At 34.9% G+C, this 25,472-nt stretch carries 26 protein-coding genes; 17 read left to right on the forward strand and 9 right to left on the reverse strand.

All coding sequences use genetic code 11. The annotated features are described in order from the left end of the window. The first annotated feature begins 35 nt into the window (after positions 1–35). The 8 genes from cyoE to LNP23_RS08210 all read left to right on the forward strand — a co-directional run bounded on the left by cyoE (position 36) and on the right by LNP23_RS08210 (position 5,151). Positions 36–938 (forward strand): heme o synthase, encoded by a 903-nt coding sequence (gene cyoE, locus LNP23_RS08175; protein ID WP_047773125.1) that lies wholly within the window; start codon positions 36–38, stop codon positions 936–938. 2 nt (positions 939–940) lie between these two features. Beyond that, positions 941–1,528: a cytochrome c oxidase subunit 3 gene (locus LNP23_RS08180; protein ID WP_047773126.1), complete on the forward strand. Its 588-nt coding sequence runs from the start codon at positions 941–943 to the stop codon at positions 1,526–1,528. Positions 1,529–1,570: 42 nt separating this feature from the next. Continuing rightward, positions 1,571–2,557, forward strand: coding sequence for a cytochrome c oxidase subunit 3 (locus tag LNP23_RS08185; protein ID WP_047773128.1), 987 nt, complete (start codon positions 1,571–1,573; stop codon positions 2,555–2,557). An 18-nt stretch (positions 2,558–2,575) separates the two neighbouring features. Further along, on the forward strand, positions 2,576–2,926 hold the full coding sequence (locus LNP23_RS08190) for a cytochrome C oxidase subunit IV family protein (RefSeq protein ID WP_047773130.1): 351 nt from the start codon (positions 2,576–2,578) through the stop codon (positions 2,924–2,926). A gap of 78 nt (positions 2,927–3,004) precedes the next feature. Continuing rightward, positions 3,005–3,646, forward strand: a complete 642-nt coding sequence (locus LNP23_RS08195; RefSeq protein ID WP_047773132.1) for a hypothetical protein — start codon at positions 3,005–3,007, stop codon at positions 3,644–3,646. A gap of 12 nt (positions 3,647–3,658) precedes the next feature. Beyond that, positions 3,659–4,348: an SCO family protein gene (locus tag LNP23_RS08200; RefSeq protein ID WP_230004533.1), complete on the forward strand. Its 690-nt coding sequence runs from the start codon at positions 3,659–3,661 to the stop codon at positions 4,346–4,348. A 1-nt stretch (position 4,349) separates the two neighbouring features. Further along, positions 4,350–4,892 (forward strand): DUF420 domain-containing protein, encoded by a 543-nt coding sequence (locus LNP23_RS08205; RefSeq protein ID WP_047773135.1) that lies wholly within the window; start codon positions 4,350–4,352, stop codon positions 4,890–4,892. Further along, on the forward strand, positions 4,882–5,151 hold the full coding sequence (locus LNP23_RS08210; RefSeq protein ID WP_230004534.1) for a hypothetical protein: 270 nt from the start codon (positions 4,882–4,884) through the stop codon (positions 5,149–5,151). Before LNP23_RS08205 ends, LNP23_RS08210 begins: the two co-directional genes overlap by 11 nt. 321 nt (positions 5,152–5,472) lie before the next feature. On the opposite strand, the gene LNP23_RS08215 is transcribed toward LNP23_RS08210, so the two are convergent. Continuing rightward, a complete protein-coding gene (locus LNP23_RS08215; RefSeq protein ID WP_230004535.1) occupies positions 5,473–6,879 on the reverse strand; it encodes a DUF4403 family protein in 1,407 nt (468 codons plus the stop codon). A gap of 174 nt (positions 6,880–7,053) precedes the next feature. Between LNP23_RS08215 and LNP23_RS08220 the strand changes: the two genes are divergently transcribed. From LNP23_RS08220 to tsaB, 7 genes are all read left to right on the forward strand, one after another. After that, entirely contained in the window at positions 7,054–7,755 is a 702-nt protein-coding gene (locus LNP23_RS08220) for an ABC transporter ATP-binding protein (RefSeq protein ID WP_047773140.1), read from the forward strand. Beyond that, positions 7,748–8,992, forward strand: coding sequence for an ABC transporter permease (locus tag LNP23_RS08225; RefSeq protein WP_047773141.1), 1,245 nt, complete (start codon positions 7,748–7,750; stop codon positions 8,990–8,992). Before LNP23_RS08220 ends, LNP23_RS08225 begins: the two co-directional genes overlap by 8 nt. A gap of 2 nt (positions 8,993–8,994) precedes the next feature. Beyond that, entirely contained in the window at positions 8,995–10,260 is a 1,266-nt protein-coding gene (locus LNP23_RS08230; protein ID WP_047773142.1) for an ABC transporter permease, read from the forward strand. A 40-nt stretch (positions 10,261–10,300) separates the two neighbouring features. Then, entirely contained in the window at positions 10,301–11,416 is a 1,116-nt protein-coding gene (locus tag LNP23_RS08235) for an efflux RND transporter periplasmic adaptor subunit (protein ID WP_047773143.1), read from the forward strand. Between the two features lie 79 nt (positions 11,417–11,495). Beyond that, complete coding sequence (locus LNP23_RS08240; RefSeq protein ID WP_047773145.1) at positions 11,496–12,947, forward strand: TolC family protein; 1,452 nt, start codon at positions 11,496–11,498, stop codon at positions 12,945–12,947. Between the two features lie 6 nt (positions 12,948–12,953). Next, positions 12,954–14,246, forward strand: a complete 1,293-nt coding sequence (locus LNP23_RS08245) for an efflux RND transporter periplasmic adaptor subunit (protein ID WP_230004536.1) — start codon at positions 12,954–12,956, stop codon at positions 14,244–14,246. A 35-nt stretch (positions 14,247–14,281) separates the two neighbouring features. Continuing rightward, on the forward strand, positions 14,282–14,953 hold the full coding sequence (tsaB, locus tag LNP23_RS08250; protein WP_230004537.1) for a tRNA (adenosine(37)-N6)-threonylcarbamoyltransferase complex dimerization subunit type 1 TsaB: 672 nt from the start codon (positions 14,282–14,284) through the stop codon (positions 14,951–14,953). A 10-nt stretch (positions 14,954–14,963) separates the two neighbouring features. Here the strand turns inward: tsaB and LNP23_RS08255 are convergent, their stop codons facing one another. From LNP23_RS08255 to LNP23_RS08265, 3 genes are all read right to left on the reverse strand, one after another. Then, the gene (locus LNP23_RS08255; RefSeq protein WP_047773150.1) at positions 14,964–15,776 is read right to left on the reverse strand and encodes a mechanosensitive ion channel family protein; all 813 of its coding nucleotides are present in this window, start codon (positions 15,774–15,776) and stop codon (positions 14,964–14,966) included. 92 nt (positions 15,777–15,868) lie between these two features. Then, on the reverse strand, positions 15,869–16,276 hold the full coding sequence (locus tag LNP23_RS08260; RefSeq protein WP_230004538.1) for a YtxH domain-containing protein: 408 nt from the start codon (positions 16,274–16,276) through the stop codon (positions 15,869–15,871). A 154-nt stretch (positions 16,277–16,430) separates the two neighbouring features. Next, positions 16,431–17,330: a NifU family protein gene (locus LNP23_RS08265; RefSeq protein ID WP_047773154.1), complete on the reverse strand. Its 900-nt coding sequence runs from the start codon at positions 17,328–17,330 to the stop codon at positions 16,431–16,433. Positions 17,331–17,473: 143 nt separating this feature from the next. Here LNP23_RS08265 and LNP23_RS08270 point away from each other — a divergent pair, with 143 nt between their 5' ends. Further along, on the forward strand, positions 17,474–18,463 hold the full coding sequence (locus tag LNP23_RS08270) for a PorP/SprF family type IX secretion system membrane protein (protein WP_230004539.1): 990 nt from the start codon (positions 17,474–17,476) through the stop codon (positions 18,461–18,463). Positions 18,464–18,474: 11 nt separating this feature from the next. Further along, positions 18,475–18,993 (forward strand): gamma carbonic anhydrase family protein, encoded by a 519-nt coding sequence (locus LNP23_RS08275; protein WP_230004540.1) that lies wholly within the window; start codon positions 18,475–18,477, stop codon positions 18,991–18,993. Between the two features lie 19 nt (positions 18,994–19,012). On the opposite strand, the gene murI is transcribed toward LNP23_RS08275, so the two are convergent. The 5 genes from murI to uppS all read right to left on the reverse strand — a co-directional run bounded on the left by murI (position 19,013) and on the right by uppS (position 25,472). Further along, positions 19,013–19,789: a glutamate racemase gene (murI, locus tag LNP23_RS08280; RefSeq protein ID WP_230004541.1), complete on the reverse strand. Its 777-nt coding sequence runs from the start codon at positions 19,787–19,789 to the stop codon at positions 19,013–19,015. 664 nt (positions 19,790–20,453) lie between these two features. Next, a complete protein-coding gene (locus LNP23_RS08285; protein ID WP_205625349.1) occupies positions 20,454–20,957 on the reverse strand; it encodes an OmpH/Skp family outer membrane protein in 504 nt (167 codons plus the stop codon). 14 nt (positions 20,958–20,971) lie between these two features. Then, positions 20,972–21,985, reverse strand: coding sequence for an OmpH/Skp family outer membrane protein (locus tag LNP23_RS08290; protein ID WP_230004542.1), 1,014 nt, complete (start codon positions 21,983–21,985; stop codon positions 20,972–20,974). Between the two features lie 42 nt (positions 21,986–22,027). Then, positions 22,028–24,799, reverse strand: coding sequence for a BamA/OMP85 family outer membrane protein (locus LNP23_RS08295; RefSeq protein ID WP_230004543.1), 2,772 nt, complete (start codon positions 24,797–24,799; stop codon positions 22,028–22,030). Further along, positions 24,732–25,472: an undecaprenyl pyrophosphate synthase gene (gene uppS, locus LNP23_RS08300; RefSeq protein WP_047773166.1), complete on the reverse strand. Its 741-nt coding sequence runs from the start codon at positions 25,470–25,472 to the stop codon at positions 24,732–24,734. Before uppS ends, LNP23_RS08295 begins: the two co-directional genes overlap by 68 nt.

Below are 25,472 nucleotides of genomic sequence, written 5' to 3' on the forward strand. Positions count from 1 at the left end.
ACCACTCAAAAAAAACATTCAAAACAATTATCGTATTGAACGCTACTAAAAACACATTTTCATTTAAATCATTGTTTCTCGATTTTAAAGAGATCACTAAAGCTGGTTTAGCAATTAGTGTTTTGTTTTCTTCTATTGCGGGGTATTTGTTAGGTGTTAATGACGAGCATCCTTTTAAATGGAGTGTTCTGATCGTTTTGATGATAGGAGGATATTGCATGGTCGGAGCTTCAAACGCTTTCAATCAGGTAATCGAAAAAGATATCGACTCCTTAATGGATCGAACCAAAAATCGTCCCGTTCCTTCAGGACGTATGTCTCCAAAAATGGCTTTGTTTGTAGCAAGTTTATTAACTATTGTTGGAATTGCGTTGCTGTATAGCATCAATGCAAAATCGGCTATGTTTGCTGCTATTTCTATATTTTTATACACCAGTATCTACACGCCTTTAAAAACAGTGACACCATTGTCTGTTTTTGTTGGTGCTTTTCCGGGAGCAATTCCTTTTATGTTAGGATGGGTTGCAGCCAGCGGAGAATTTGGTATAGAAGCCGGAACCTTGTTTTTGATTCAGTTTTTCTGGCAATTCCCTCATTTTTGGGCAATTGGATGGTTTTTGTATGAAGATTATGAAAAAGCAGGAATCTTTATGCTTCCAACAGGAAGAAAAGACAAAGGAACGGCCATGCAAATTATGTTGTACACCGTTTGGTTGATAATAGCTTCTTTATTGCCATGTTTAGGGTATACCGGACAATTGTTTATCTCGCCGGTTGCCGCAATTTTGGTTTTCTTATTAGGATTATGGATGTTGTTTTATGCGGTACGATTGTACAAATTGCGAACTGCAAAGGCAGCAAGAACACTAATGTTGGTTAGTGTTTCGTATATTTCGTTATTGCAAATTATATATATAGTAGATAAATTTTTAAGATAGTTATGGAAATGACAATGAAAATAAGTGAAGAACAAGAAAGAAAATCAAAGTCGGCTAAGCTGATTTTGTTGTTCGCAATGGCAAGTATGACCATGATGTTTGGCGGTCTTACAAGTGCATTTGTAGTGAGCAGATCGAGACCGGATTGGTTGAAGAATTTTGAATTTCCAACAGCATTTTACTTTAGTACTGCTGTAATTATAGGATGTAGTGTTACTTTTTACTTGGCTAAAAAAGCCATTCAAAAGGACAATAGAAGCGCAACTACGGCTTTTCTTTTGGCTACATTAGCGTTGGGTGTTTTGTTTGTGGTTTTGCAATTTGTAGGATTTGGACAGATTGTAGAAAGCGGCTATTATTTTACAGGACAGGGTAGTTCTATTACTACAACTTTTCTTTATGTAGTTACCGTTACGCACTTATTACACTTGGCTGGAGGGTTGATTTCACTTTTAATTATAATTTATAATCATTTTAAACAAAAATACAATTCGACTCAAACTCTTGGTATAGAACTAGGTGCGATGTATTGGCACTTTTTGGATTTATTATGGGTATTATTATTTTTATTTTTATATTTCTTTAAATAAGAAAAAAACGTAAATTTGGGAACTTTTTAACGAATATCTTTTATGAAAGCGACAGTTACTACTGCAAATAACGACGAAAAAACTTGGGGAGGCGGTCATGAGATCCAGCCATTAGGAGCAAGTTATGGTAAAATGATGATGTGGTTTTTCATCGTGTCAGATGCCTTGACATTCTCTGGATTCCTTGCTGCTTATGGTTTTTCAAGATTTAAATTTATTGAAACCTGGCCTTTGGCTGATGAAGTGTTTACTCACTTTCCATTTATGCACGGCGTTTCGGCTCCGATGTACTATGTAGCCTTAATGACTTTTATTTTGATTTTCTCATCTGTAACTATGGTGTTAGCGGTTGATGCAGGTCATCAATTGAAAAAAACAAAAGTTGCAATCTATATGTTCTTAACTATTATTGGAGGTTTTATTTTCGTTGGCTCACAAGCCTGGGAATGGAAAAACTTCATTAAAGGAGAATATGGTGCTGTTGAAACAGCAGGAGGAAGTTTGTTGCAGTTCGTTGATAAAGATGGTAAAAGAGTAGCTTTAGCTGACTTTGCTGTTAAATTACCGGAGCAAAGAGAAGCTTTGACCAGAAGTAAAACTTCTTGGTTCATGGAAGATACTGAAACAGTAGCTTCTTATTCTGTTGCTGAAGTTCAGGCTGGTTTTAAAGCACACCCTGAATTGTTGGTGAGAACAGAAAAATTGACAGAGAAAAAGAAAAAAACTGTTTTAGACAGAGCTGAATCTGAAGCTCGTTTAAGTACTGCGAAATATGTAGTAGAAGGTGCAAACCTGACTAGAAATGAATACGGAAGTAAATTGTTTGCTGATTTCTTTTTCTTCATTACAGGATTCCACGGATTCCACGTATTCTCTGGAGTTATCATCAATATCATTATTTTCTTTAATGTATTGTTAGGGACTTACGAGAAAAGAAAAAGCTACGAAATGGTAGAGAAAGTTGGTTTATACTGGCACTTTGTCGACTTAGTTTGGGTATTTGTATTTACAGTTTTCTACTTAGTTTAATTTTAGATTTTAATTATTATGTCACACGAGCACGTATCAAATACAAAAAGAATCTGGTCTGTTTTTCTATTATTGTCTATGGTAACTACTGTAGAGGTAATCTTAGGGATCTACAAACCTGGAGTTTTAGAATTTAATCATTTTGTAGGATTGAATTTATTGAACTGGATATTTTATATCTTAACTATATACAAGGCATACTACATTGTATGGGCATTTATGCACATGGAAGGTGAAACAAGTAGTCTTAGATGGTCTGTCGTATCACCGGTTATTTTCCTGGTTTTATATTTATTATTTATTTTACTTACAGAAGGACATTATATTTATGGTGTTTTTAAAGATTCTACTATTAAATGGAATTTTTAACATGATATTAATTCGAAAAGAGGCTCCGTTTAACGGAGCTTTTTTTATTTTTGTACCTCAATAACTTCTACTGAAATAATGAAAAAAAATATAGTTCTCTTTGTGCTTTTTGTTTTGCCAATTGTCGCCTATTTATTTTTTGCCTCGGGAGTAAACAGTTTTACTACACTTCCCGTAATAACGCCAAAAATCAAGGATTTTGGAGATTGGAAATCTTTAGACGGTAAAAAAGTTTCGCTCGATAAAAAAATAACCGTTTTAGGTTTTTCCGGCGATGATATCTTAGCCAATCGTGGTAATTACTTTAACTTAAACGAGAAAATATACAAACGCTACTACGGTTTCGAAGACCTTCAGTTTGTGGTGCTTTGTCCAACCGGTACCGAAGTGGAGGCACAGAAAGTATTAGATGCTCTGAAACCTTTTACAGATGTGTCAGGATGGAAGTTTGTTTTTGCATCACCTGACGAAATCAAAGCCTTTTACAAGCAACTCAATTTAAAAGGGAAACTGGATGATACCTTAGGGACTTCTAATGTCTACATCATTGATAAAGAAAGAAATTTGAGAGGCAGAAAAGATAAGAAAGACTACAAGGAAGGATACGATACTTTTCATCCGTCTGAATTGAGTAACGAAATGTTAGATGATTTTAAGATTATCTTATATGAATATCGTGCCGCTCTTAAAAAGAATCACAATGCCACTAAACAACTTTAAATTTCAATCATAATGTTTAAAAATAAATCATATATCGGAATTTCGTTTATTGTTTTAATCTTTGGAATTTACGCTGTACCAAAAATTGTGGACAGGGTAACAAAAGGAGAAATTGTTAAAGGAAATCGCTTGGATAATGTTGGTTTGAAAGATTCAAAATCGGCAGCAAAATTGCTTACAATAGGACCGGCACCTAAGTTTGAATTGACCAATCAGGAGGATAAAAAAATCTCAAACGAATCGTACAAAGGAAAAGTATATGTTTTGGAGTTTTTCTTCACCACCTGTCCTTCTATCTGCCCAAAGATGAATTTGAGTATGTTGGAAATTGAGAAAACATTCTTCGGGAATCCTAATTTCGGAATCGTTTCTATTACAATTGACCCAGGTCATGATACACCTCAGGTTTTGAAAGATCACGCTAAATTACTTGGAGTAAAATCGTCTAATTGGAATTTCCTGACGGGTGATAAAGCAACAATTATGGATTTGTCCAATAAAGGCTTTAATCTGTATGCAGGTGAAAATGCAAAAGTAAATGGCGGTTTTGAACATTCCGGTTTGTTTGCCTTAATTGACAAAGATGGAAACATTCGTTGTCGTAAAGACGAATTCGGGAATCCGATTTTGTATTATGACGGATTAGACAAAAAAGGCGTTAGAGACATTCAGGAAGATATTAAGATATTATTAGAAGAATAAAATGGAAGACAATTCATTAGAAAAAAAGTACAGTAAGTTAATTATTGCAGTTTCAATTATAATTCCGCTTGTAGTAGCTATTTTGTTTGGAGTTAAATTAAAAGATTTAGGATACGATGTAGAACCCTTATCATTTTTGCCTCCAATTTATGCTACAACAAACGGTATTACAGCGATTGTTTTAGTTTTGGCCGTAATCGCTATTAAAAATGGAAATCAAAAGCTACACAAAGGTTTAATGACGTTTGCTATTGCGTTATCAGTTGCGTTTTTGGTAATGTATGTAGCTTATCACATGACTTCTGATTCGACTAAATTTGGTGGCGAAGGAGTAATACGTTATGTGTATTTCTTTATTTTGGTAACACACATTTTATTGTCTATTGCTATTATACCGTTGGTGTTAATTACTTATGTGAGAGCCTTGGCGAAACGATTTGACAGGCATAAAAAAATTGCAAAAATTACGTTTCCGCTTTGGTTGTACGTTGCTGTGACAGGTGTGGTTGTTTATTTAATGATATCTCCTTATTATGTTTACTAAAAATAAAATTCAAAGTTCGAATTCCAAATTCCAAACGTTTGTTTTTGGAGTTTGTTTTTTCCTAATGGCAATTTCAGCCAATGCGCAATGCGCCATGTGTCGTGCTGCTTTGTCAGGGGATTCAAATATAAAAAAAGCAGAGGCCGTAAATGATGGAATTGTTTATCTAATGGTAATTCCTTATTTGCTGGTCGTAATAATTGGCTTTCTGATTTACAAAATGTACAAGTCAAAAAAGAAAACAAAGCTGTCTGAATAAGACGGCTTTTTTTTTGAGATCGTTTTTTTAAGGCTTAGAGAGGTAAAGGAGCAAAGGTTCAAAATTGGGGACTTTACGTAAATCCTTTGGGCTTTGTGGTGAGAAAAACACAAAGAAAAAACGCAAAGCTAGCAATGATTTTTTTGCACGCAGATTTGGCAGATTAGGCTGATTTTATTTGTTTCTTGTGAAAAATCTGTGCAATCTGCTAAATTTGCGTGCAAAAAAATTAGTTCTAAAATTAAAGAGGAGTCGTAATACTATAATTAAACTTTGCGAACCTTGCCTTAAAAAACAACTATAATACAGTCACTTCTCAATCTACTTCAATCCATCAACCGAAACATTAACGGTGCCGTTTATCTTTATAAAAGCAATAATAGCCTGATTGGTCAATTGTATTTTATCAAATTGAATGTCTTCCATTTTTCCGTTTACAAAAACACCCGGCATTGGAGAGTAGTTTTTAAGATAAGCAGCCATACTTTTTTTACCCTCATCCAAATTAGGTTGAATAGAATAACGACAGCTTTCTTCCATTTTTCTTAGAATGTATCCTTGAGCCAACCAGCTTGCGGTGCGCATTAGCTTGCTTTTGGTATCTAAAACATAATCCAGTTTGTCAAAATAAATTTCTTTGGTTTGTGGGTTGTATTGAGGAAATCCGTTTAGATAAATAGTTCCGTTAATAGATCCCAGGACATCCAGAGCAATGACCATTTTATCGTTTTTATGCCAAATCGCTACATTTTTTACCGTAATTTTTTTGCTTCCCGATCCAAATTCCTGACCTGCAAAATTTTTGGTCATGATTTTAGAAGCATCGGTATAAGTTGAAATAGCAGCAATATTGGCCGAAATTTGATTTGGAATTTTAGCGACAGGTTTTAAAACAATCTTATTGGCATTAAATTTTGATTCCGGTTGTTTGCCAACGATGGTTTCCATATTGCACTTCATTCCCATGTCCAGTAAAAACTGATCATTTTTAAGTTTTGCATTGGTAGCATACACTTCGATCGGAACAATGCGCAACCAGCTTTCGTAGGTGTCGCTCATTTGAAAAGGAGTACAGATCTTTTCTAAAGCAGATAAAACATTAGGTTTAAAATCCATAGATTTTTCGATCGCGTCATCTATGCTTTTTTCAATTTTAGATTTAAAAATAGAGATTGCCGGATTAATTAAATAGGTAATCGGCAGGCTTTTCCCAAAAACCAGCATGGTAGGACTTTCGTTCCAATCCAGGGACTTGAACTCCGTTTTGGTGTTCAGTTTCCAATTGGTTAGGGCTACTTCGCTTGACAAGGTGATTACACCATTGAGGTTAAATTCGCGAATGTCGTAAAGTTCAACTCCTAATTTCTTGGTACCGATTCTGTATTTAACAGTTGCTTTTAGAGGCAGGATAGTTTTTATTTTTTTATCGGGATTTGCAGGATCATTTTGAGTTTTAATGGGAGCCAGTTTCCAGATTTTCATTTCGATATCGTCGTCTTCTATATTGGTATCCTCATAAATTAAACCATTCAAAATAGTATTCGTCTGGTTTTCTATATCCCGAAGTTTTACCGTAATGGGTAAGTTTATAAACGATGGATTGCTTTCATAAACCAAAGGGCTGGCGTCATCCGGCTCCGGTTTTAAAGTTTCTAATTTTTGAGTAGAAGAACATCCAACAAGTACATTAAGTACCGTGAACAGGGAAAGAGCAGAAAGAAACTTCATTAGTGCGATTTTTTAGTAATGCAAAATTAAGAAAACAATTATATTATCTTAAAAAAGTGTAACAATTGATATGAAATGGAGTCTTATTGAAATAGTAAGGCAGAATTATTAACGTTTTCTTACCACAACTGACTTAATAAAAATGTTATTATTGTTTTAAAATTTAACAATACCATGATTGAAATCAAAGATTTGCACAAGTCCTATAAGATGGGAAGTTCAGAGTTACATGTGTTAAAAGGAATTAATTTTAATATTGCAGAAGGCGAATTGGTTGCTATCATGGGATCCTCGGGTTCTGGAAAGTCGACACTTCTTAATATTTTAGGAATTTTAGATGAGGCAGATTCGGGCAGTTATATTTTAGATAAAACACCAATCAAAAAACTGAACGAAACGATAGCTTCAAAATATCGGAATAAATTTTTAGGATTTGTTTTTCAATCTTTCAATTTGATCAATTATAAAACGGCACTTGATAACGTTGCTATGCCCTTGTATTATCAGGGAGTAAAAAGAAAAGAACGTTATGATATTGCAATGAAATATCTGGAAAAAGTAGGTTTAGGGACGCACTCGCATCATTTGCCAAGTGAACTTTCCGGAGGTCAGAAACAACGTGTGGCTATTGCAAGAGCGTTAGCCTCAAATCCAAAAGTGCTGTTGGCAGATGAGCCAACCGGTGCTTTAGATACCAAAACTTCGTATGAAGTAATGGAACTTATTCAAGGAATTAACGATGAGGGTAAAACGATCCTGATTGTAACCCATGAGCCCGACATTGCCGCAATGTGCAAAAGAAATGTGGTCCTGAAAGACGGATTAATTATCGACGATAAAATGGTAGAACAAGTTAGAGCTACATCTTATGTTTAATATTGAACGTTGGCACGAAATATTTGAAGCCATTTCCAAAAACAAGTTGAGAACCTTTCTTACCGGAATTTCTGTGGCTTCAGGAATTTTTATTCTGGTGATTTTACTTGGAGCAGGAAAAGGACTTCAGAATGGAATTGAAAAACAATTTGAACGCGACGCTGCGGGGATTATTGAAGTTTGGAGTAATACAACAACAAAAGAGTATAAGGGTTTAAATCCCGGAAGACAGATACAGTTTAGAAATAGTGATTACTCACAATCCATTCAGAAATTTGAAGATAAATTAGATAAAAGAGCTTCAACCTTTAATTTTTGGGGAGCCGTTATTTCATATGGAAAAGAATCGGGGGCTTATCAATATAGAGGGGTTGATCCGGATTATGGTGACATAGAAAATGTTACGGTTGTAGAAGGGCGATTTATAAATAGTAGAGATCTTGCTAAAAATGAAAAAGTCGCTGTTATTGGAATGAAGGTTAAAACGGATTTGTTTAAAGGAAAAGAAGCGCTTGGGGAGGAGATTTCAATAAGTAACATTAATTTTAAAGTAGTAGGGGTCTTTACAGATCCTGCCGGTGAAAGAGAGGAAACAAGAGCTTATCTGCCATTAACTACTGTGCAAAGAGCTTTTGGAGGAGGAGATAAAATTAGTAATTTGTTTTTTACTCTAAAAAAGACAGATGATTATGATCAAGCTTTGGCACAATCAAGAAAGTTTACAGAGGATTTGAAGCAATTATTAAAAAGTAAAAATATTATTGCACCTGATGATGATAGTGCAATAGGAGTGAATAATACAGTTGAAGATGCCAAACAAGTTTATGATTTAAATCTGTACATCAGATTGTTCTTTTGGTGGGTAGGTATCTGTACCATTGTTGCCGGAGTAGTGGGGGTAAGTAATATTATGTTGATCATTGTAAAAGAGCGAACAAAAGAAATAGGAATCAGAAAAGCATTGGGAGCGTCACCGTTTTCTATTATTTCTATGATCCTTCATGAGTCTATTTTTATTACTACAATAGCAGGTTTTGTTGGTTTACTGGCAAGTTTATTATTGTTGGAATTTGTTGGACCAATGGTTCAAAGTGAATATTTTCAAAATCCTCAAGTTGATTTTACGGTGGCCTTAACCACGTTGGTTTTACTGGTATTTGCAGGAGCGATGGCCGGCTTTTTTCCAGCATACAGAGCCGCCAAAATTAAACCTATTGTAGCACTTAGAGACGAATAATTATGTTTAAAAAAGATAATTGGGATGAAATTTTACAGGCCTTAACAGCCAATGTCTTTAGGACAGTGCTTACAGCATTTGGGGTGTTTTGGGGGATATTTATTCTTGTAATACTGCTAGCGGCAGGAAATGGTTTAGAAAACGGAGTTAAAAAAGGTTTTGACGGAATTGCGACCAACACCATGTTTATGTGGAGTCAGACGACCTCAAAAGCCTATAAAGGTTTGCCTAAAACCCGTCGTTACGATTTCAGAAACAGCGATGTTATGGCTTTAAAACAGGCATTTCCGGATTTGTTATATGTTTCACCAAGAAATCAGTTGGGTGATTTTAACGGAACTAATAATGTCGTTCGTGGCACCAAAACGTCCTCTTTTACGGTTTATGGCGATTATCCGGAGTTGATCAAGCAACAACCGATGGATATTATAAAAGGTCGTTTTGTAAATCAGCAGGATATTGCCGAAAGAAGAAAAGTCGCGGTTATTGGTAAAGGCGTAATCACGGAACTGTACGGAAAAGAAGAAGAATCGATCGGGAGTTACGTAAAAATAAACGGAATCAATTTTATGGTAATTGGCGTTTATAAATCCAAACAACAGGGAGGGAATGCAGAACAGGAACAGAAAAATATTTTTGTTCCGTTTACGACTTTTCAACAAGCTTTTAATTTTGGAGATAAAGTGGGCTGGATGGCGCTTACGGCAAGAGACGAGGTGTCGATTACAGATTTAAAACCAAAAATTTTAGAATTGATCAGAGCACTGCATTCGGTAAATCCTACAGATGACAGGGCGGTGGGGAATTTTGACTTGTACGAACAATTTAAGAAGGTGCAAAGTTTGTTTGACATTCTAAAAATCATTGCTTATTTTGTGGGAACCTTAGTTTTAATATCAGGGGTAATTGGGATCTCTAATATTATGCTTATCGTAGTAAAAGAACGTACAAAAGAAATTGGAATCCGAAGAGCCTTAGGAGCAACACCGGCAGCCATCAGGGGGCAAATTTTATCAGAGTCTATCTTTTTAACTATTATCTCGGGGATGTTAGGAATAGCAGTAGCAACCGGAATTATAGCGATTCTGAATCTGGTTTTAGATTCTATGCCACCTGATAGTAATACTATGTTTGCCAGTCCAAGCGTAGATTTAGGAGTAGTGTTTGTAGCATTATTAATATTAGTTGGATCGGGTTTGCTGGCAGGATTTATTCCGGCGCAGACCGCAATCAATGTAAAGCCTGTAGATGCTTTACGAGCAGAATAAATTATCAATCAAAAAAATAATCGATTAAACCAAAAACAAAATGAAAAAAGGAGTAACGGTAACTATTTTAATTTTTATTGCTGTAGTTTTCTTTGGCGCACTATATTATTTGTACGCTAAAAATCAGGAGTCACCTATCGTCTTCAAAACGGAGAAAGCAGAAATTAAAACGATTGTAAAAAATACCATAGCGACAGGTAATATTCAACCGAATGAAGAGGTGTTAATCAAACCAAATATTTCGGGTATTATCGAAGAAGTGTATATCAAAGCAGGAGAAAAAATCAAGGCTGGTGATATGATTGCGAAAATTAGAGTAGTAGCCAATGTGTCTAATGTAAGCAGTACACAAAATCAGGTGCAAACGGCTAAAATTGCTTTAGACAATCAGGAGAAAATCTTTAAAAGACAAAAAACGTTATTCGATAAAGATGTTATTTCGGCAAACGATTTTGATGCTGCACAATTGGCTTACACACAAGCCAAACAAACTTATCTGGCAGCCAAACAAAGTTTAGATATTGTAAAAACAGGAACAACAACTTCTTTGGGGAATTATGCTAATACGCTAATTCGTTCTACTGTAAACGGAATGGTTCTGGCTGTTCCTGTGAAAGTGGGGAATCAGGTTATTGAAAGTAATAACTTTAATGAAGGAACTACAATTGCAAGTGTTGCCGATGTTGGAAGAATGATCTTTATTGGAAAAATTGACGAATCTGAGGTAGGGAAAATAAAAGAAAATTTGGCGATTGAAATTACAGTCGGAGCGATTGAAAACAAAAAGTTTGAGGCTGTTTTAACGGATATAGCGCCAAAAGGAGTAGTGGAGAATGGAGCAATTCAATTTGAAATTAAAGCATCATTACCTAATAAAGAGAAAACTTTTATCAGAGCCGGTTTGAGTGCAAATGCGTCTATCATTTTAGAAAAAGCAGAGAAAGTACTTGCCATTAAAGAATCATTAGTTCAATTTGATAAAAAAACACAAAAACCTTATGTAGAGATTGAGACAACACCTCAAAAGTTTAAAAGAAAAGATTTAGTTTTGGGGGTAAGTGATGGGATTTATGTTCAAATTAAGAGTGGTATTAAGAGTACGGACAATATTAAAATCTGGAATCAGGGCCTGATAACAGAGGGGGAGAAGAAATAATTTAAAAATTTGTAGGTTTTTTGCTTTTAAAATAAGTTAAATTTGTGTAGTATTGATGCTATACTATCATTCAAAATATATGAAAATAAATAAATACAACACTCTTGTTTTTACAATGCTTCTTGGATTTGGATTATCAGGTCAGGCGCAAACAAAAAAATGGACTTTAGAAGAATGCGTGAGATACGCAATGGAAAATAATATCACAATTAAAAATACAGAATTAGATATTAAAAACGCAGCTATTGATAAAAGAGGGGCAATCGGTAACTTTCTACCATCCGTTAGTGCCAATGCTTCACATTCCTGGAATATTGGTTTGAATCAGAATATCACAACCGGTTTGCTTGAAAATCAGACCACACAATATTCTTCTGTTGGTGCTTCAGTAGGAGTAGATATTTACAAAGGTTTACAGAATCAAAATACACTTCGAAAAGCGAATCTTTCTATTGTTGCTTCAAAGTATCAATTAGTAAAAATGCAGGAAGATATTGGATTGAATGTTGCCAATGCTTTTCTGCAGATTCTTTTTAATAAAGAAAATCTAAAGGTAAAAACAGAGCAATTGTCTATCGATGAAAAAAGACTTACCCGCTCTGAAGAAATGGTAAATGCGGGAACAATTCCTCGTGGTGATTTGTTTGACTTAATGGCTACAGTTGCTACAGATAAGCAAAATATTATTATTGCCGAAAATAGTTTATTGATTTCTAAATTAAGTTTAGCACAACTTTTACAGCTTAAGGAATTTACAGAATTTGATGTTATTGATGATACCAATGCGAAAGATGAAAATAATATCATGGCACAAAGTCCAACTGATATTTATAATAAAGCAAAAGAAATCAGAACAGAATTAAAATTAGCACAGACTAATCTTGAAATTGCTGAAAAAAATGTTGCAATTGCAAGAGGTGCTTACCAACCTACATTAAGTGCTTTTTATAACTTTAATACAAGAGCAAGTTATTCGCAAATTCCTGTAGGTGCAACTCCTAATTTAGATAATCCTACAAGTCAGATTGGTTATGTTCAGGGAACAAATCAAAGTGTTTTAAAGGATAACTATACTCCGGTTTTAGGAAACGCAGCTCCGATTGTGGATCAATTTAGTGATAATAAAGGACAGTCATTCGGGCTTCAGCTTTCTGTGCCGATTTTTAATGGCTTCTCCGTTAGAAATAATGTAGAACGTAATAAAGTAAGTTTAGAGAAATCTAAAATAGATTTAGAGCAAAAAAGTTTAGATTTGCAGCGTAATGTTTATACTGCCTTTACAGATGCAAAAGGGGCTTTAAATGCGTATGAATCGTCTAATGTAACTTTAGAAGCAAGACAACAAGCTTATAATTATGCAAAAGAAAAATATGACGTAGGTTTAATGAATTCATTTGATTTTACACAGTCGCAAACCTTGTTGACCAATGCGCAATCAGATGTTATCAGGACTAAATACGATTACATGTTTAAGATCAAAATAATTGAGTTTTATTTCGGAATTCCAATTGTCCCAATTATCACAAAATAATTTAGTATGTCAAAAAAAACAATTTATTTCTTAGTCGGCGGTGCGATGGTTGTTATCGCAGTTTTGGTTTTTCTTTCAAAATCGGGTGTACTGGGAAATAAGGATAAAGGAAAAGAGGTAGAGATTTCAAAAGTAGTAGCTTCAACTGTTGTTGAAACGGTTTCGGCTACGGGTAAAATTCAACCCGAAATTGAAGTGAAAATAGCTTCAATGGTCTCGGGAGAAATCATTGCATTAAATGTAAAAGAAGGGCAAGTTGTTAAAAAAGGAGATTTGCTTGTTAAAATAAATCCGGATTTATATACTTCGGGATTAGATCGTTCCGTGGCTAACTTAGCGGGATCTAAAGCAGGTTTAACGCAATCTGATGCTAGTTTTAAAGAAGCTAAATCAAATTATGAGAGAAATAAAACCTTGTATGATAAAGGCGTAATTTCAAAATCAGATTGGGACAAAGCGGTCGCTTCTTTTGAAGTAGCGAAAGCCACCAAACAAAATGCTTATTATAACGTACAAAGTGCTTCGGCTTCTGTAACTGAGGCAAAGGATAATTTGGGACGTACTACTATTTATGCTCCGGCTGATGGAACCATTTCTGTATTAAATGTAGAATTGGGAGAACGTGTTTTAGGAACACAACAAATGGCAGGAACAGAGTTGTTAAGAGTGGCGAACCTCAATAATATGGAGGTTGAAGTAGATGTAAATGAAAATGATATCGTAAAGATAAAAATTGGTGATGAGGCCAATGTTGAAGTCGATGCTTATCTGAAAAAGAAATTCAGAGGAGTTGTGACGAGTATTTCTAACTCAGCAAGTACTGCTTTGACTTCAGATCAGGTTACTAATTTTAAAGTTAAAGTTCGCATTTTAAAAGAATCTTATCAGGATTTATTAGAAGGTAAACCGTCCACCTATTCTCCTTTCAGACCAGGGATGACCGCTACGGTTGATATTAGTACACAGACGAGGAATAATGTTTTAGCAGTGCCAATTAGTGCTGTTGTGGTCAAATCGGATACCGCAGCTGTAAAGGATTTTACAGTAGAAGATCCTAATGAAGATAAAAAAGCAGCTCCAAAAAGCGATAAGAAATTTGAATGCGTTTTTGTGAAATCGGGCGATAAGGCCAAAATCAGAATCATCAAAACAGGTATTCAGGACGATACGAATATCGAAGTAATATCGGGACTGAAACCAGGGGATGTTGTCATTACGGGGCCTTATACTACGGTTTCTAAAGATTTAAATTCGGGAGATAAAGTGAAGCTTAAAAAAGCAGATACTTCTAAAAAATAATTCAGGTTAAATAATTCAACTTAAAAAAAAATACATTGTCTTTTATTCTCAATATTGAAACCGCTACCAAAAATTGTTCTGTAGCAATTGCAAAAAATGGTGAAACAATTTTATGTAAAGAAATCGCAGAAGAGGGATATTCCCATGCCGAAAAATTACATGTTTTCATCGAAGAAGTAATTGCCGAGGCGGGGATTTCTGTTCAAGATTTAACAGCTGTAGCGGTAAGTCAGGGACCAGGCTCTTATACCGGTTTACGAATTGGAGTTTCGGCTGCAAAAGGCTTGTGTTACGCATTAAACGTTCCATTGATTGCGGTTGATACCTTATTGACTTTGGCTTCTCAGGCTCAGGTTACAGAGGGGAAAATTATCCCAATGCTTGACGCAAGAAGAATGGAAGTGTACAGCGAGATTTTTAATGCTAAATTAGAAGTAGAAAGAACAATTCAGGCAGAAGTGATAGACGAAAATTCTTTTGGAGACATCAGTGAGACGATCTATTTTGTTGGAGATTGTGCCGAAAAAGGCAAAACAGTTTTGACAAAAGAAAATTTTATCTTTTTAGAGAATATCAAATACCCTTCGGCAGCAGCAATGAGTAAAATCAGTTTTGATAAGTATCAAAAAAGCGACACCGTAGATGTCGCTTACTTTGAACCTTATTACTTAAAAGATTTTATGATGACTACGCCATCAAAAAAATAAGAAGTACTTTTTATTTTTGAATGGTGTACGGTTGAATTGCAATTCCGGCTTCATCTAAAGCTGTTTTGCAATTTTCCAGAGTTTGAGAGAAAACAACACCATAATTTTCATTCTTTGCCCACGGACGTACCGAAAATTCGATGGCACTTGTTGTTAGGTTTTTAACAAAAACTTCAGGAGCAGGATTTTTAAGGACGTTAGGGTTTTTAGTTAAAACCTCTAAAAGCACTTCTTTCGCTTTTTTAATGTCTGAATCATAAGAAACAGCAAAAGTTAAATCAGCTCTTCTTTCTCCCTGCATAGAGTAGTTAATAATCGTTCCATTAGACAATGAACCGTTAGGAACAAAAACCGTTTGGTTGTTGGCAGTTAACATCTTGGTAACGAAAATCTGAATTTCAACTACAGTTGCGATAACGCCTTGTGCTTCAATAGTGTCTCCAACTTTAAAGGGTTTGAAAACAATAATCAACATTCCTCCTGCAAAATTCGAAAGGGAACCTTGTAAGGATAAACCAACTGCAAGTCCCATTGCTCCTAAAATGGCAACAAACGAAGAAGTTTCAATTCCAAGTTTTGAAATAAAAGTTACAAATAATAAAATTCGTAAAGCCCATAGTAGAATGTCAGCAAGAAATTTAGTTAAAGTAGGGTCTAGATTTCTCTTAACCATTATCTTTCTAATGATTCTGTTTATTAATCTTATGGCGTATAAGCCGATAAATAAAATTACAAATGCCGAAATGAATTTTGGCGAATAATCAAGTAATACGTCCACGAATTTGCTGGCGTAATTACTAATCTGATCTGAATTGATGTACATATTATAAGAATAAAAAAACCTTCTCAATAGAGAAGGTATATTAGTGGTGCAAATATAAAGATATTTATTTTTATAAGAAAAGATGTGGCTTTTTATTCCTTGTCTGTAGCCTCATCAGCAATCTCATCTTTGGCAATTACGGTTTTTTCATTAACATCGGCTACAGTATCTGAGATAACGGTTTTGGTTTCTCCGGTTAGCTCACCTGCTTTTTCTTTTACAGAATCAATGACTTCACCTATAGAGTCAGAAGCTTTTTCAACGTATTCGCTCACTGTTTCTTTGGCCTGACTGGCATATTCGGCAGCAGTATTAAGTAGCGGTTCCGAAGCTTCTTTGGCTTTTGCCAGCGTTTCTTCAGCAAAAGTCTCTGCTTGGTCTATATAGGGTGCAGCAGCTTCTTTAGCCTGTTCAAAAGTACTTTCTGCCTGATTGGCCAAATCGGTAGCTGATTCTTTGGCGGTGCCAAATAAATTCTTGAAAAACGAAGATAATCCCATAGTTTCTGATTTTGATTGGTTTATATTACAATATTAATTATTTCTACAGAATTTATAGTATTATAATTGAAATAATTTACTGAAAATTAGAGAGATAGGGTAAAATAAAAAAAGCGCCTCGATTGAGGCGCTTCTGTTTTTATGCTTTTTTGTTTTATGCGTTTACAGCTTCTACTTTAATCGCTTCATCGTTTAACATGCTTTTTAGCATGTTTTCGATACCGCTTTTTAGTGTAAAAGTAGAGGAAGGACAACCACTGCAAGCTCCTTGTAAAATTACTTTTACCGTTTTGTCATTTTCATTATAAGAGTCAAATGCAATATTACCACCATCAGCTGCTACCGCAGGTTTTACGTATTCTTCCAGGATATTAATGATTTGCTGAGAAGTAACATCTAATTTGTCAAAAGCTTCATCTTTAGTGATGTCGTTTTTAGTAGCCACTTCGATTAATGTTTCATCTAAAACAGTTCCTCCGTTTTCAATGAACTGTTTGATGAAAGTTCGTACTTCAAGTGTGATTTCCTGCCAGTCATTGATGTCATATTTAGTTACCGAAATATAATTTTCATCAATAAAAACTTCTTTAACATAAGGAAATTTAAACAATTCCTTTGCCAATGGAGAAGAAGCAGTCTGATCAATGTTTTTGTATTCAACAGCATTTCGGGTCAGCATTCTGCTAACTACGAATTTTAATGCCGCAGGATTTGGAGTTGTTTCGCCATAAACCGTAATAGGCTGTTTTTTAGCACTGCTTTCCTCAATTTTTATGATCACACCACCTTTGTCTACAAAAGACTCGATTTGTTCTGCAACAGCGTCTTTTACATCATCCCATTCCACAATACTGTATCTTTCAATAGCAATAAAATTCCCTGAGATATAAACTGTTTTTACAAACGGAAGATAGAACAATTGCTGCGCCAATGGCGAAGATTGTGCGTCATCGATATTTTTGAATTCAAAGTTTTGATTCTGAGTGATGAAATCTTCAAATTCGAACTTTAAGATCGTTGGATTTTGAGTTTCTTTTATAGTGATTTTTGTCATGAGCTTTATTTTTTTGCAAATTTAGTAAAGTTATTTTCTACTAATACCTATATTTGGTTTTTTAATAAAATAATTAAGACTCTTTTCAAATTAATCGTATAAAATGCGAAGAGTTGTAAGTATATCTAAGCAAAGTTGCCTTTATGGAATTTAGAATCAGAGTATTATTTGTTTTTTTGATTAGCTCTCTTTATTCTTATTCACAAGAAGGAATTCCTGTGTATTCAGATTACTTGTCTGATAATTATTATTTAATCCACCCTTCGATGGCTGGCGCGGCAAATTGTGCTAAAATCAGACTTACCGCCAGAAAGCAATGGTTTGGCCAGGAAGATGCCCCATCCTTGCAAACATTAAGTTTTAATGGCAGGATAGGAGAGCGATCCGGAGCCGGGATTATTGTTTTTAACGATAAAAACGGATACCATTCTCAAAAAGGTTTTAAGCTTACGTATGCACATCATATCATGTTCTCGAGAGACGAAATCGATTTGAATCAGCTTTCTTTTGGAATTAGCGGGGGATTGATTCAGAATCAGTTGGATGAAACACAATTCGGAACAACTTTTGACCCGCTTATTTTCGGTTCTGTGCAAAAAGATTCTTATTTTAATGTTGATGTAGGGGCTTCTTATAACTATCTGAATTTTTATGCTCATGCTACTGTTCAGGGATTATTGGAGACCAGAAGACAATTGTACAGTGATCTTGAAAGTGATAACCTGAGAAAGTTGCTGCTTAGTGTAGGGTATGTTTTTGGAAAGAAAGAGAGTGTAACTTGGGAACCTTCTGTTTTATTTCAATACTTTGATAAGACCAAGGAAAAATCAATTGATTTAAATTTAAAAGCTTACAAAAACATGGATTTTGGAAGTTTGTGGGCAGCATTGTCTTATAGAAGAAGTTTTGATGGAGCTGAATATAGCCCGGGAAGTGGAGTCGCTTCTCAGAAATTACAATATATTACACCTATAATAGGTATAAATTATAAAAATTTCATGTTTGCCTATACTTATTCTCAAGTTACCGGAAATGTGAAATTTGATACTGGTGGTTATCACCAGATTACTTTGGGAATCAATTTGTTTTGTAAAAAGGAACGTTACGATTGTAATTGTCCTGCTATTAATTAAAAATCTTTTTTATGTTAATTAAATCTGTAAACGGAAAATCACCTGCAATTCCTGAGGATTGTTATGTGGCCGAAAATGCAACTATTGTTGGAGATGTTACTTTTGGAGATTCCTGTAGCGTTTGGTTCAATGCTGTTATTCGCGGTGATGTTCATTATATTAAAATCGGAAATAAAGTTAATATTCAGGACGGAGCCGTTATTCATTGCACCTATCAAAAGCATCCGACTATTATAGGTAATAATGTTTCAATAGGTCATAATGCAATTGTTCACGGCTGCACGGTTCATGACAATGTTTTAATCGGAATGGGCGCTATCGTAATGGACAACTGTGTGATCGAAAGCAACTCTATAGTAGCAGCCGGTGCTGTTTTAACGCAAAATACGGTTGTGACTTCAGGAAGCATTTACGCAGGCGTTCCGGCGAGAAAGGTAAAAGACATTGATCAATCTGACTTTGCCGGCGAAATCGAACGTATTTCGAACAATTATGTTATGTATTCCGGTTGGTTTAAAGACGAAGAATAATTTACAAAAGGATTTATTCTTAAAAATCCTTTTGTATAACCTCGTATTTGTCGTTTAAGATCGATTTTAAAACCGATGGATTTGAATTGACATAAAAGACAGGTTCGCTTTTTTCTGCAGCTGTAAAGCCTGCTTTTTCGCGTAATACATTTTGAGTCTGACGTGCCACAGCCTCTCCTGAATCTATGATCCGAATGTGTTCCGGCAGGATTTTTTTGATCTGCGGAATTAAGTATGGATAATGACTGCATCCTAAAACCAAATAATCAATATTGGCCTCGATCATTGGTTGCAGATAAGTTTCTAATAATTGCGTCATTTCTGGCGAATTAAGATTACCCTCTTCAATAAGCTGAACGAGTCCATGGCCTACTTGTTCAATGATGGTCGTGTTCTGAAACATTTCGGCAGTTTTGTTAAACAATTCACTGTTGAGTGTGCCTTGAGTAGCGAGGATCCCAATAACCTGTGTTTTCGAATTCGTAGCGGCAGGTTTTATAGCAGGTTCAATTCCGATAAAAGGAATGTTGTAGCTTGCACGAAGTTCACGAATAGCATTTGTAGTAGCAGTATTGCAGGCGACCACAATTAGTTTGCAATTGTTTTCGATTAAAAAATCAACATTCTTTTTGCTTAGTGCTACAATTTCTTCCTTGGTTTTTTGACCGTAGGGCGCATTTTTACTGTCGGCTAAGTAAATGGTTCTTTCATTCGGAAGTAGTTCATGAATGGCACTCCAAATGGAAGTTCCTCCGATACCGGAATCAAAAACACCTATAGGATTATTATTCGTCATAAAGCAAAGTTACATATTTCTGCGTTTCTCTACAATCCGGATTTTAAATAAAAATAAGATTTAAGGAAGAATAAAAAGGTGTGATGGATGTAGTTGGTTAAAACGATTCTGAAGGTAGAAACTTGTAGTAAATGTACTCTGAAATCTGTAAAATGTATGTTGAGGTTTGTCAATTTCGAGCGAAGTCGAGAAATCACAGTAGAAACTCCGTACAGTTTGTCATCCTGAGGGACGAAGGATCTTCGTTTGCTGAATCGATACCGTTGGGCTTTACTTTACGGAATTACTTGTGAAGATACTTCGTACCTCAGTATGACAAAATTGAGAAAAATAGAAACCTCGTACAGTTTGTCATCCTGAGGTACGAAGGATCTACGTCTGTCGAATCGATACCGTTAAGCTTCACTTTACGGAATTACTTGAGAAGATACTTCGTCCCTCAGTATGACAAAATTGTGGAAAATAGAAACGGAGCAGCTAATGTGATTTCTCATTCTTCGAAATGACATAGACAAGCACAGCTTTGACTTATCCATAACTCGTAGGTTTGGAATTTGGAATTTCAAAAACTTGGAATTTAACCCTTGTGGTCATTGCTCTAAAATAAAAAAAACGGCTCCAACTTAAAAAGCAGAGCCGTTTTTTTATAATAAGAAAGTGTTTCTTAGAATCCTAAGTCTTTTTTAACGTCAGCTGTAACGTTTGGACCGTCAGCTAATAAAAGAGTAGAACCGTCTAATACGTATTGGAAACCTTTAGCTTTTCCAACTTTTTGAATAGAAGCTCTTACTTTTTCCATTAATGGTTTTACGATATCAGTTTCTTTTTGTTGTAGTTCTTTTTGTGCATTGTCTCTGTAATCAACAATTCTTTTTTGCATGTCTTGAACTTCTTTAGAACGCTCACCGTTTACAGCTTCTGTTACTGTTGCAGCTTCAGCCTCATACTTTTTGATTTTTACTTGATATTCGTCAACCATTTTTTTGTATTCAGCATCATATGTACCACTTAATTTTTGTAGTTGGTTTTGTGCGTCAAGCATTGCAGGCATTTTCGACATAATCTCGCTAACATCAACATGGGCTACCTTAGCTTGTGCGTTCATTGTGTTACTTGCTCCTAATATTAGCATAGCAGCGATTAGTAAAGTTTTGATTTGTTTCATCATTTTTAAAATATTAATTAATTATTGGTCGTATTTGTTTTCTGTGCTGCGGCTTCTTTTGCTTTTTTGGCCGCTTCTCTTTCTTCTAAAATTTTCTTCTTTCTTTCTTCTAATTCTTTTTTACGCTGCTCGTAAAGTTTTTGTCTTTCTTCTGCTTTATTTTCTGTTGCCGCTGGCTGAGCTGTTGTTGTTTTTTGCTCTGTCGTGGCAGCAGGTTTATCAGTAGACGGATTTGTTTTAGTAGCGTCTGTTTTTGCTGGTTCAGAAACCGTGCCATTTTTTCTGGCCTCTCTTTCTTCTAATAATGCTTTTCTTCTGTCTTCGTATTCTTTCTTTTTAGCTTCCTGCTCTAGTTTTCGATCTAAAATTAATTTCTCTCTTGCTGCTTTTCGGTCATCTAGTACTTTTTGTCTGTCTTTCATGGCAGGATTCTCATCGATAGCGTTTTCAAGATTTTCTTTTTTCTCTTGTTCTTTCAATTGCTTTTTAGTCAATTGTTCACGCTTATCGGTTCGGTTTAAGATACGGATAACCTGATCGCTAATATCAAACTTTTTATTGCTAAAAAGCATTGTTAAATCAGAAGACTTGTCAAAAACAAAATCATAATTTTTGGCTTCGGCAATATCCTGAACGGCTGTGAAAACCTGATCTTGAATTGGTTTTGCTAAAGCCGCTTTATGTCGGATTAAATTTCCGTCAGCTCCAAATTGCTTTTGCTGGTAATCCAGCATTTCTGTTTCCAGAAATTTAATCTCTGTTTCTCTTTCATCGATAAGCTCTTTAGTCAGTAATGCTTTTTCAGCTTTAAGACTTTCTTTGAGATTATTGATGTCCGTTTTTTTGGTCTCAATTTCTTGTTTCCATTTTTGAGCTTTTAGCTCTAATTGTGCATTTGCTTCTTTATAATCAGAGACATTTTCTAAGATATACTCCATATCTATGTAGCCAATCCTTGTCGATCTTGTCTGTGCCTGACTTGTATTTGCTACAATCAAGGCTAAAAATATAAATAAAAATTGTCTTCTCATAACATTACTTTATTTGAAAATTTTTAACCAAATATAATCTTCTTAAAATTGCTGACCAATAATAAAGTGTGGTTCCCAACCATTTGGTCTGTTATTAATTGCTCCCGGTGCAGCATCGAAACCATACCCGAAGTCAAAACCTAATAGTCCAAACGCCGGCATAAATACACGAACACCAAGACCTGCAGAACGATATAAATCGAACGGGTTGTAAGCTTTAAACGTTGGATAAGCAGCTCCAGCTTCTATAAATGTTAAAACATAAATTGAGGCCGATGGTTTTAAGGTTACTGGATAACGAAGCTCCATAGAGAACTTATTGTAAATCGTTGCTCCAATTTGCTGTCCATATCTAGGATCTTTAGGATCTTCAATAATCGGTGTCAACGTATTGTTTTTATATCCTCTTAATCCAATAGTCTCTCTACCGTCCATAGAGTAGTTGGCCATTCCATCTCCTCCCATGTAAAAACGTTCGAAAGGCACTACACCTCGTTCTTGATTATAAGCACCCAAGAAACCAAATTCGGTTAATGTTCTTAAAACTAATTTACCATACACTTTAGTATACCAGTCTGCTTTAAATTTAATTTTATAATATTCTAACCAGTTGTATTTCTTCTGATCGACTTTTGCAATGTCAGTATCTGCATTTTGGTAATTTGTACCTACACTAGATAATCCGGTATTTCCATTTACTACTTCAGTCTTAACGTAATCACCAGTATTTAGAGGTTTACCATCTATTCCGTTTCCAGATTCTCCTGTATATTGTGTTTTGTATTCTTTTTGATTGCCTAGATCACCATAATCAATACCATTGAACATAGAGTAAGGAGGTGTAACTTTTGCAGAAATACTAAACTCCGAACCATAAGTTGGGAATATAGGATTGACCCCTTTATTACTTCTTGAAATTCCAATAGTATACGCAAGGTTTCTTGACGCGCCGTTACCAAAGGTAAACAATCCTGTGTTATAATTGTTCAGGTCATAATGTTGGTAACTTACGGATTGTGACAATACGAAGTAGTCATCCGGCACTGTAAGTCTTTTAGCAAGACCAACTTGTAACGTTAAGATGTTAAAACTTTTGCTCTTATCTACATCTCTTGTCACAAAATTGTTTAAGAATTGTTTACTGTAAGAGATAGAAGAACTAAACTGTACTGGTTTTTTTCCACCAAACCATGGTTCTGAGAACGATAAACTATATGTTTGGAAATAAGTACTTCCTTGTAAACGAAGTGATACTTTTTGTCCGTCTCCCATTGGTAAAGGTTTGTAAGAGTCTTTCTTGAATAAATTTCTGGCTGAGAAATTATTAAAAGAAAGTCCTAAGGTTCCAATGAAACCACCTCCACCGTAACCTCCTTGAAGTTCAACCTGGCTTGATCCTTTTTCAACAACATGGTATTCGATGTCTACTGTTCCGGCACCTGCGTCTACATTCTTGAATTTTGGATCTATCGCCTCAGGATCAAAAAATCCTAATTGTCCAATTTCACGAATCGTTCTTACTAATTGTTCTTTACTGTATTTTTCACCTGGTTTAGTTCTTAATTCACGGTAAATAACATGATCATTTGTTTTGTCGTTTCCAACAACTGTAATTTTATTAAAATAAGCGATTGGACCTTCTGTAATTCTGATCTCAAAATCGATTGTATCATTAGCCGTTTTTACCTCTACAGCATTAATGTTTGAAAACAAATATCCATTGTTTTGGTACAAATTGGTAATGTCTTCTGCATCCGGTTTTGTTTTGTCTGCGATCCTTTTTTCAAGTAAAACACCGTTATATGTTTCTCCTTTTTTGATCCCTAAGTAGCGATTCAAAAGGTGATCAGGATAAACCGTATTTCCTAAAAACTTAATATTTCCAAAGTAATATTTATTTCCTTCTTCCATTTTAATTTTAATGGCAAGCATATTTTTCTCTTTGTTGTAAGCAACAGAGTCATAAATAATACGTGCATCACGGTATCCTTTTTCTTTATAGGTAGAAATAACTTTTTCTAAGTCGGTTTTGTATTTTTCAGGTATAAATTTTGAAGATTTAAGAATGCGGAAGACATTTTTTTGTTTAGTGTCTTTCATAGCGGCTCTCAGTTTAGTATCGCTAAGTTGGGTGTTCCCTTCAAAATCGATACTGCTGATTTTTACTTTGTCGCCTTTATCTACCCGCACAACCATATTTACCTGATTTCCTGCAGTGGTATCGGGAGTAGTAGTAATAGTGACTTTGGTGGTGTAAAAACCGTCTTTTTTATACTTGTTTTCGATGTAATTTTTGGTAGTGGTAATAAGGTTTTCATTAACAATTTTGTTTTTAGTCAAATTGTTATCTTTAATTAAACCTTCTACTTTATTCTTTTTGATACCGACAAATTTGACCTCATTAAGCTTAGGAAGCTCAATAATATTCAGGTCTAAATAGATACTGTCTTGTTCGATTTTATTTACATAAAACGAAATTTCGTCAAAAAGTCCCAGTTTACCCAATTTTTTAATTGCGCCACTGATTTCTTCTCCGGGTACCGTTATTTCCTGTCCTTTTTGAAGGCCAGAGAAAGTAACCACAGTTTGTTCATTGAAGCTTATTTTACCAACGACAGAGACTTTAGCAAGAATGTACTTTTTTCCTTGATCAAAAGGAACTCTTTCTTGTGCTTTTATTTGTGAAAAACTACCCATTAGAATCAGGGTAAGGACTAGTTGTATTCTTTTTTGTAACACTAAAAAATTATTTAATTTGTTCACTGGTTTTTCCAAATCTACGTTCTCTTTTTTGATAACTAATAATAGCCTCATATAAATCTTGATCTTTAAAGTCTGGCCACAAGACATTAGTAAAATATAATTCTGCATAGGCGATTTGCCATAGCAAAAAATTACTTATTCTATGTTCTCCACTTGTTCGTATTAATAAATCTACGTCAGGTAAATTTTGCGTGTAAAGATGCTCATTTATAATTGAATCGTCAATAGCGTCTATTGAAATTATATTATTTTTAACTTTATCACTGATGATTCTAACGGTATTTACCAATTCTTCTCGTGATCCGTAACTTAAGGCCAGAGTAAGAGTAAGGCGGGTGTTGTTTTTTGTCTTATCAATTACATCTAAAAGTTCTTTTTGAGCACTTTTGGGTAACTTATCAAGGTTTCCAATAGCATTAAGTTTAATGTTATTTTCCTGTAAAGTACCAAGCTCTTTTTTTAAAGAATTGATTAGAATTTTCATTAAAGCTTCCACTTCGAGTTTTGGACGATTCCAGTTTTCTGTTGAAAAAGCATATAAGGTTAAATACTTAATACCAAGTGTAGCACAAGTAGTAATTGTTTTTTTTACAGACTTTGTTCCGTTTTCGTGACCAAATGCTCTTAAGAAGCCTTGTTGTTTTGCCCAACGCCCATTTCCGTCCATAATAATGGCCAGATGTTGTGGTAAGTTTGTTTGATCTATAGAGTCTAGTAAGTTCAT

The organism is Flavobacterium cupriresistens (assembly GCF_020911925.1).
GTDB lineage: Bacteria > Bacteroidota > Bacteroidia > Flavobacteriales > Flavobacteriaceae > Flavobacterium > Flavobacterium cupriresistens.

Excerpts from the sequence above, each read along its gene's own strand:
- LNP23_RS08255 (WP_047773150.1), bottom strand. The coding sequence starts at position 15,776 with ATGTACATCAATTCAGATCAGATTAGTAATTACGCCAGCAAATTCGTG.
- LNP23_RS08190 (WP_047773130.1), top strand. The coding sequence starts at position 2,576 with ATGTCACACGAGCACGTATCAAATACAAAAAGAATCTGGTCTGTTTTT.
- LNP23_RS08195 (WP_047773132.1), top strand. The coding sequence starts at position 3,005 with ATGAAAAAAAATATAGTTCTCTTTGTGCTTTTTGTTTTGCCAATTGTC.
- LNP23_RS08265 (WP_047773154.1), bottom strand. The coding sequence starts at position 17,330 with ATGACAAAAATCACTATAAAAGAAACTCAAAATCCAACGATCTTAAAG.
- LNP23_RS08285 (WP_205625349.1), bottom strand. The coding sequence starts at position 20,957 with ATGATGAAACAAATCAAAACTTTACTAATCGCTGCTATGCTAATATTA.
- LNP23_RS08215 (WP_230004535.1), bottom strand. The coding sequence starts at position 6,879 with ATGAAGTTTCTTTCTGCTCTTTCCCTGTTCACGGTACTTAATGTACTT.
- LNP23_RS08240 (WP_047773145.1), top strand. The coding sequence starts at position 11,496 with ATGAAAATAAATAAATACAACACTCTTGTTTTTACAATGCTTCTTGGA.
- LNP23_RS08200 (WP_230004533.1), top strand. The coding sequence starts at position 3,659 with ATGTTTAAAAATAAATCATATATCGGAATTTCGTTTATTGTTTTAATC.
- murI (WP_230004541.1), bottom strand. The coding sequence starts at position 19,789 with ATGACGAATAATAATCCTATAGGTGTTTTTGATTCCGGTATCGGAGGA.
- uppS (WP_047773166.1), bottom strand. The coding sequence starts at position 25,472 with ATGAACTTACTAGACTCTATAGATCAAACAAACTTACCACAACATCTG.
- LNP23_RS08260 (WP_230004538.1), bottom strand. The coding sequence starts at position 16,276 with ATGGGATTATCTTCGTTTTTCAAGAATTTATTTGGCACCGCCAAAGAA.
- LNP23_RS08210 (WP_230004534.1), top strand. The coding sequence starts at position 4,882 with ATGTTTACTAAAAATAAAATTCAAAGTTCGAATTCCAAATTCCAAACG.
- LNP23_RS08290 (WP_230004542.1), bottom strand. The coding sequence starts at position 21,985 with ATGAGAAGACAATTTTTATTTATATTTTTAGCCTTGATTGTAGCAAAT.
- LNP23_RS08225 (WP_047773141.1), top strand. The coding sequence starts at position 7,748 with ATGTTTAATATTGAACGTTGGCACGAAATATTTGAAGCCATTTCCAAA.
- LNP23_RS08275 (WP_230004540.1), top strand. The coding sequence starts at position 18,475 with ATGTTAATTAAATCTGTAAACGGAAAATCACCTGCAATTCCTGAGGAT.
- LNP23_RS08295 (WP_230004543.1), bottom strand. The coding sequence starts at position 24,799 with ATGAGGCTATTATTAGTTATCAAAAAAGAGAACGTAGATTTGGAAAAA.
- LNP23_RS08180 (WP_047773126.1), top strand. The coding sequence starts at position 941 with ATGGAAATGACAATGAAAATAAGTGAAGAACAAGAAAGAAAATCAAAG.
- LNP23_RS08235 (WP_047773143.1), top strand. The coding sequence starts at position 10,301 with ATGAAAAAAGGAGTAACGGTAACTATTTTAATTTTTATTGCTGTAGTT.
- LNP23_RS08205 (WP_047773135.1), top strand. The coding sequence starts at position 4,350 with ATGGAAGACAATTCATTAGAAAAAAAGTACAGTAAGTTAATTATTGCA.
- LNP23_RS08245 (WP_230004536.1), top strand. The coding sequence starts at position 12,954 with ATGTCAAAAAAAACAATTTATTTCTTAGTCGGCGGTGCGATGGTTGTT.
- LNP23_RS08220 (WP_047773140.1), top strand. The coding sequence starts at position 7,054 with ATGATTGAAATCAAAGATTTGCACAAGTCCTATAAGATGGGAAGTTCA.
- LNP23_RS08270 (WP_230004539.1), top strand. The coding sequence starts at position 17,474 with ATGGAATTTAGAATCAGAGTATTATTTGTTTTTTTGATTAGCTCTCTT.
- LNP23_RS08230 (WP_047773142.1), top strand. The coding sequence starts at position 8,995 with ATGTTTAAAAAAGATAATTGGGATGAAATTTTACAGGCCTTAACAGCC.
- LNP23_RS08185 (WP_047773128.1), top strand. The coding sequence starts at position 1,571 with ATGAAAGCGACAGTTACTACTGCAAATAACGACGAAAAAACTTGGGGA.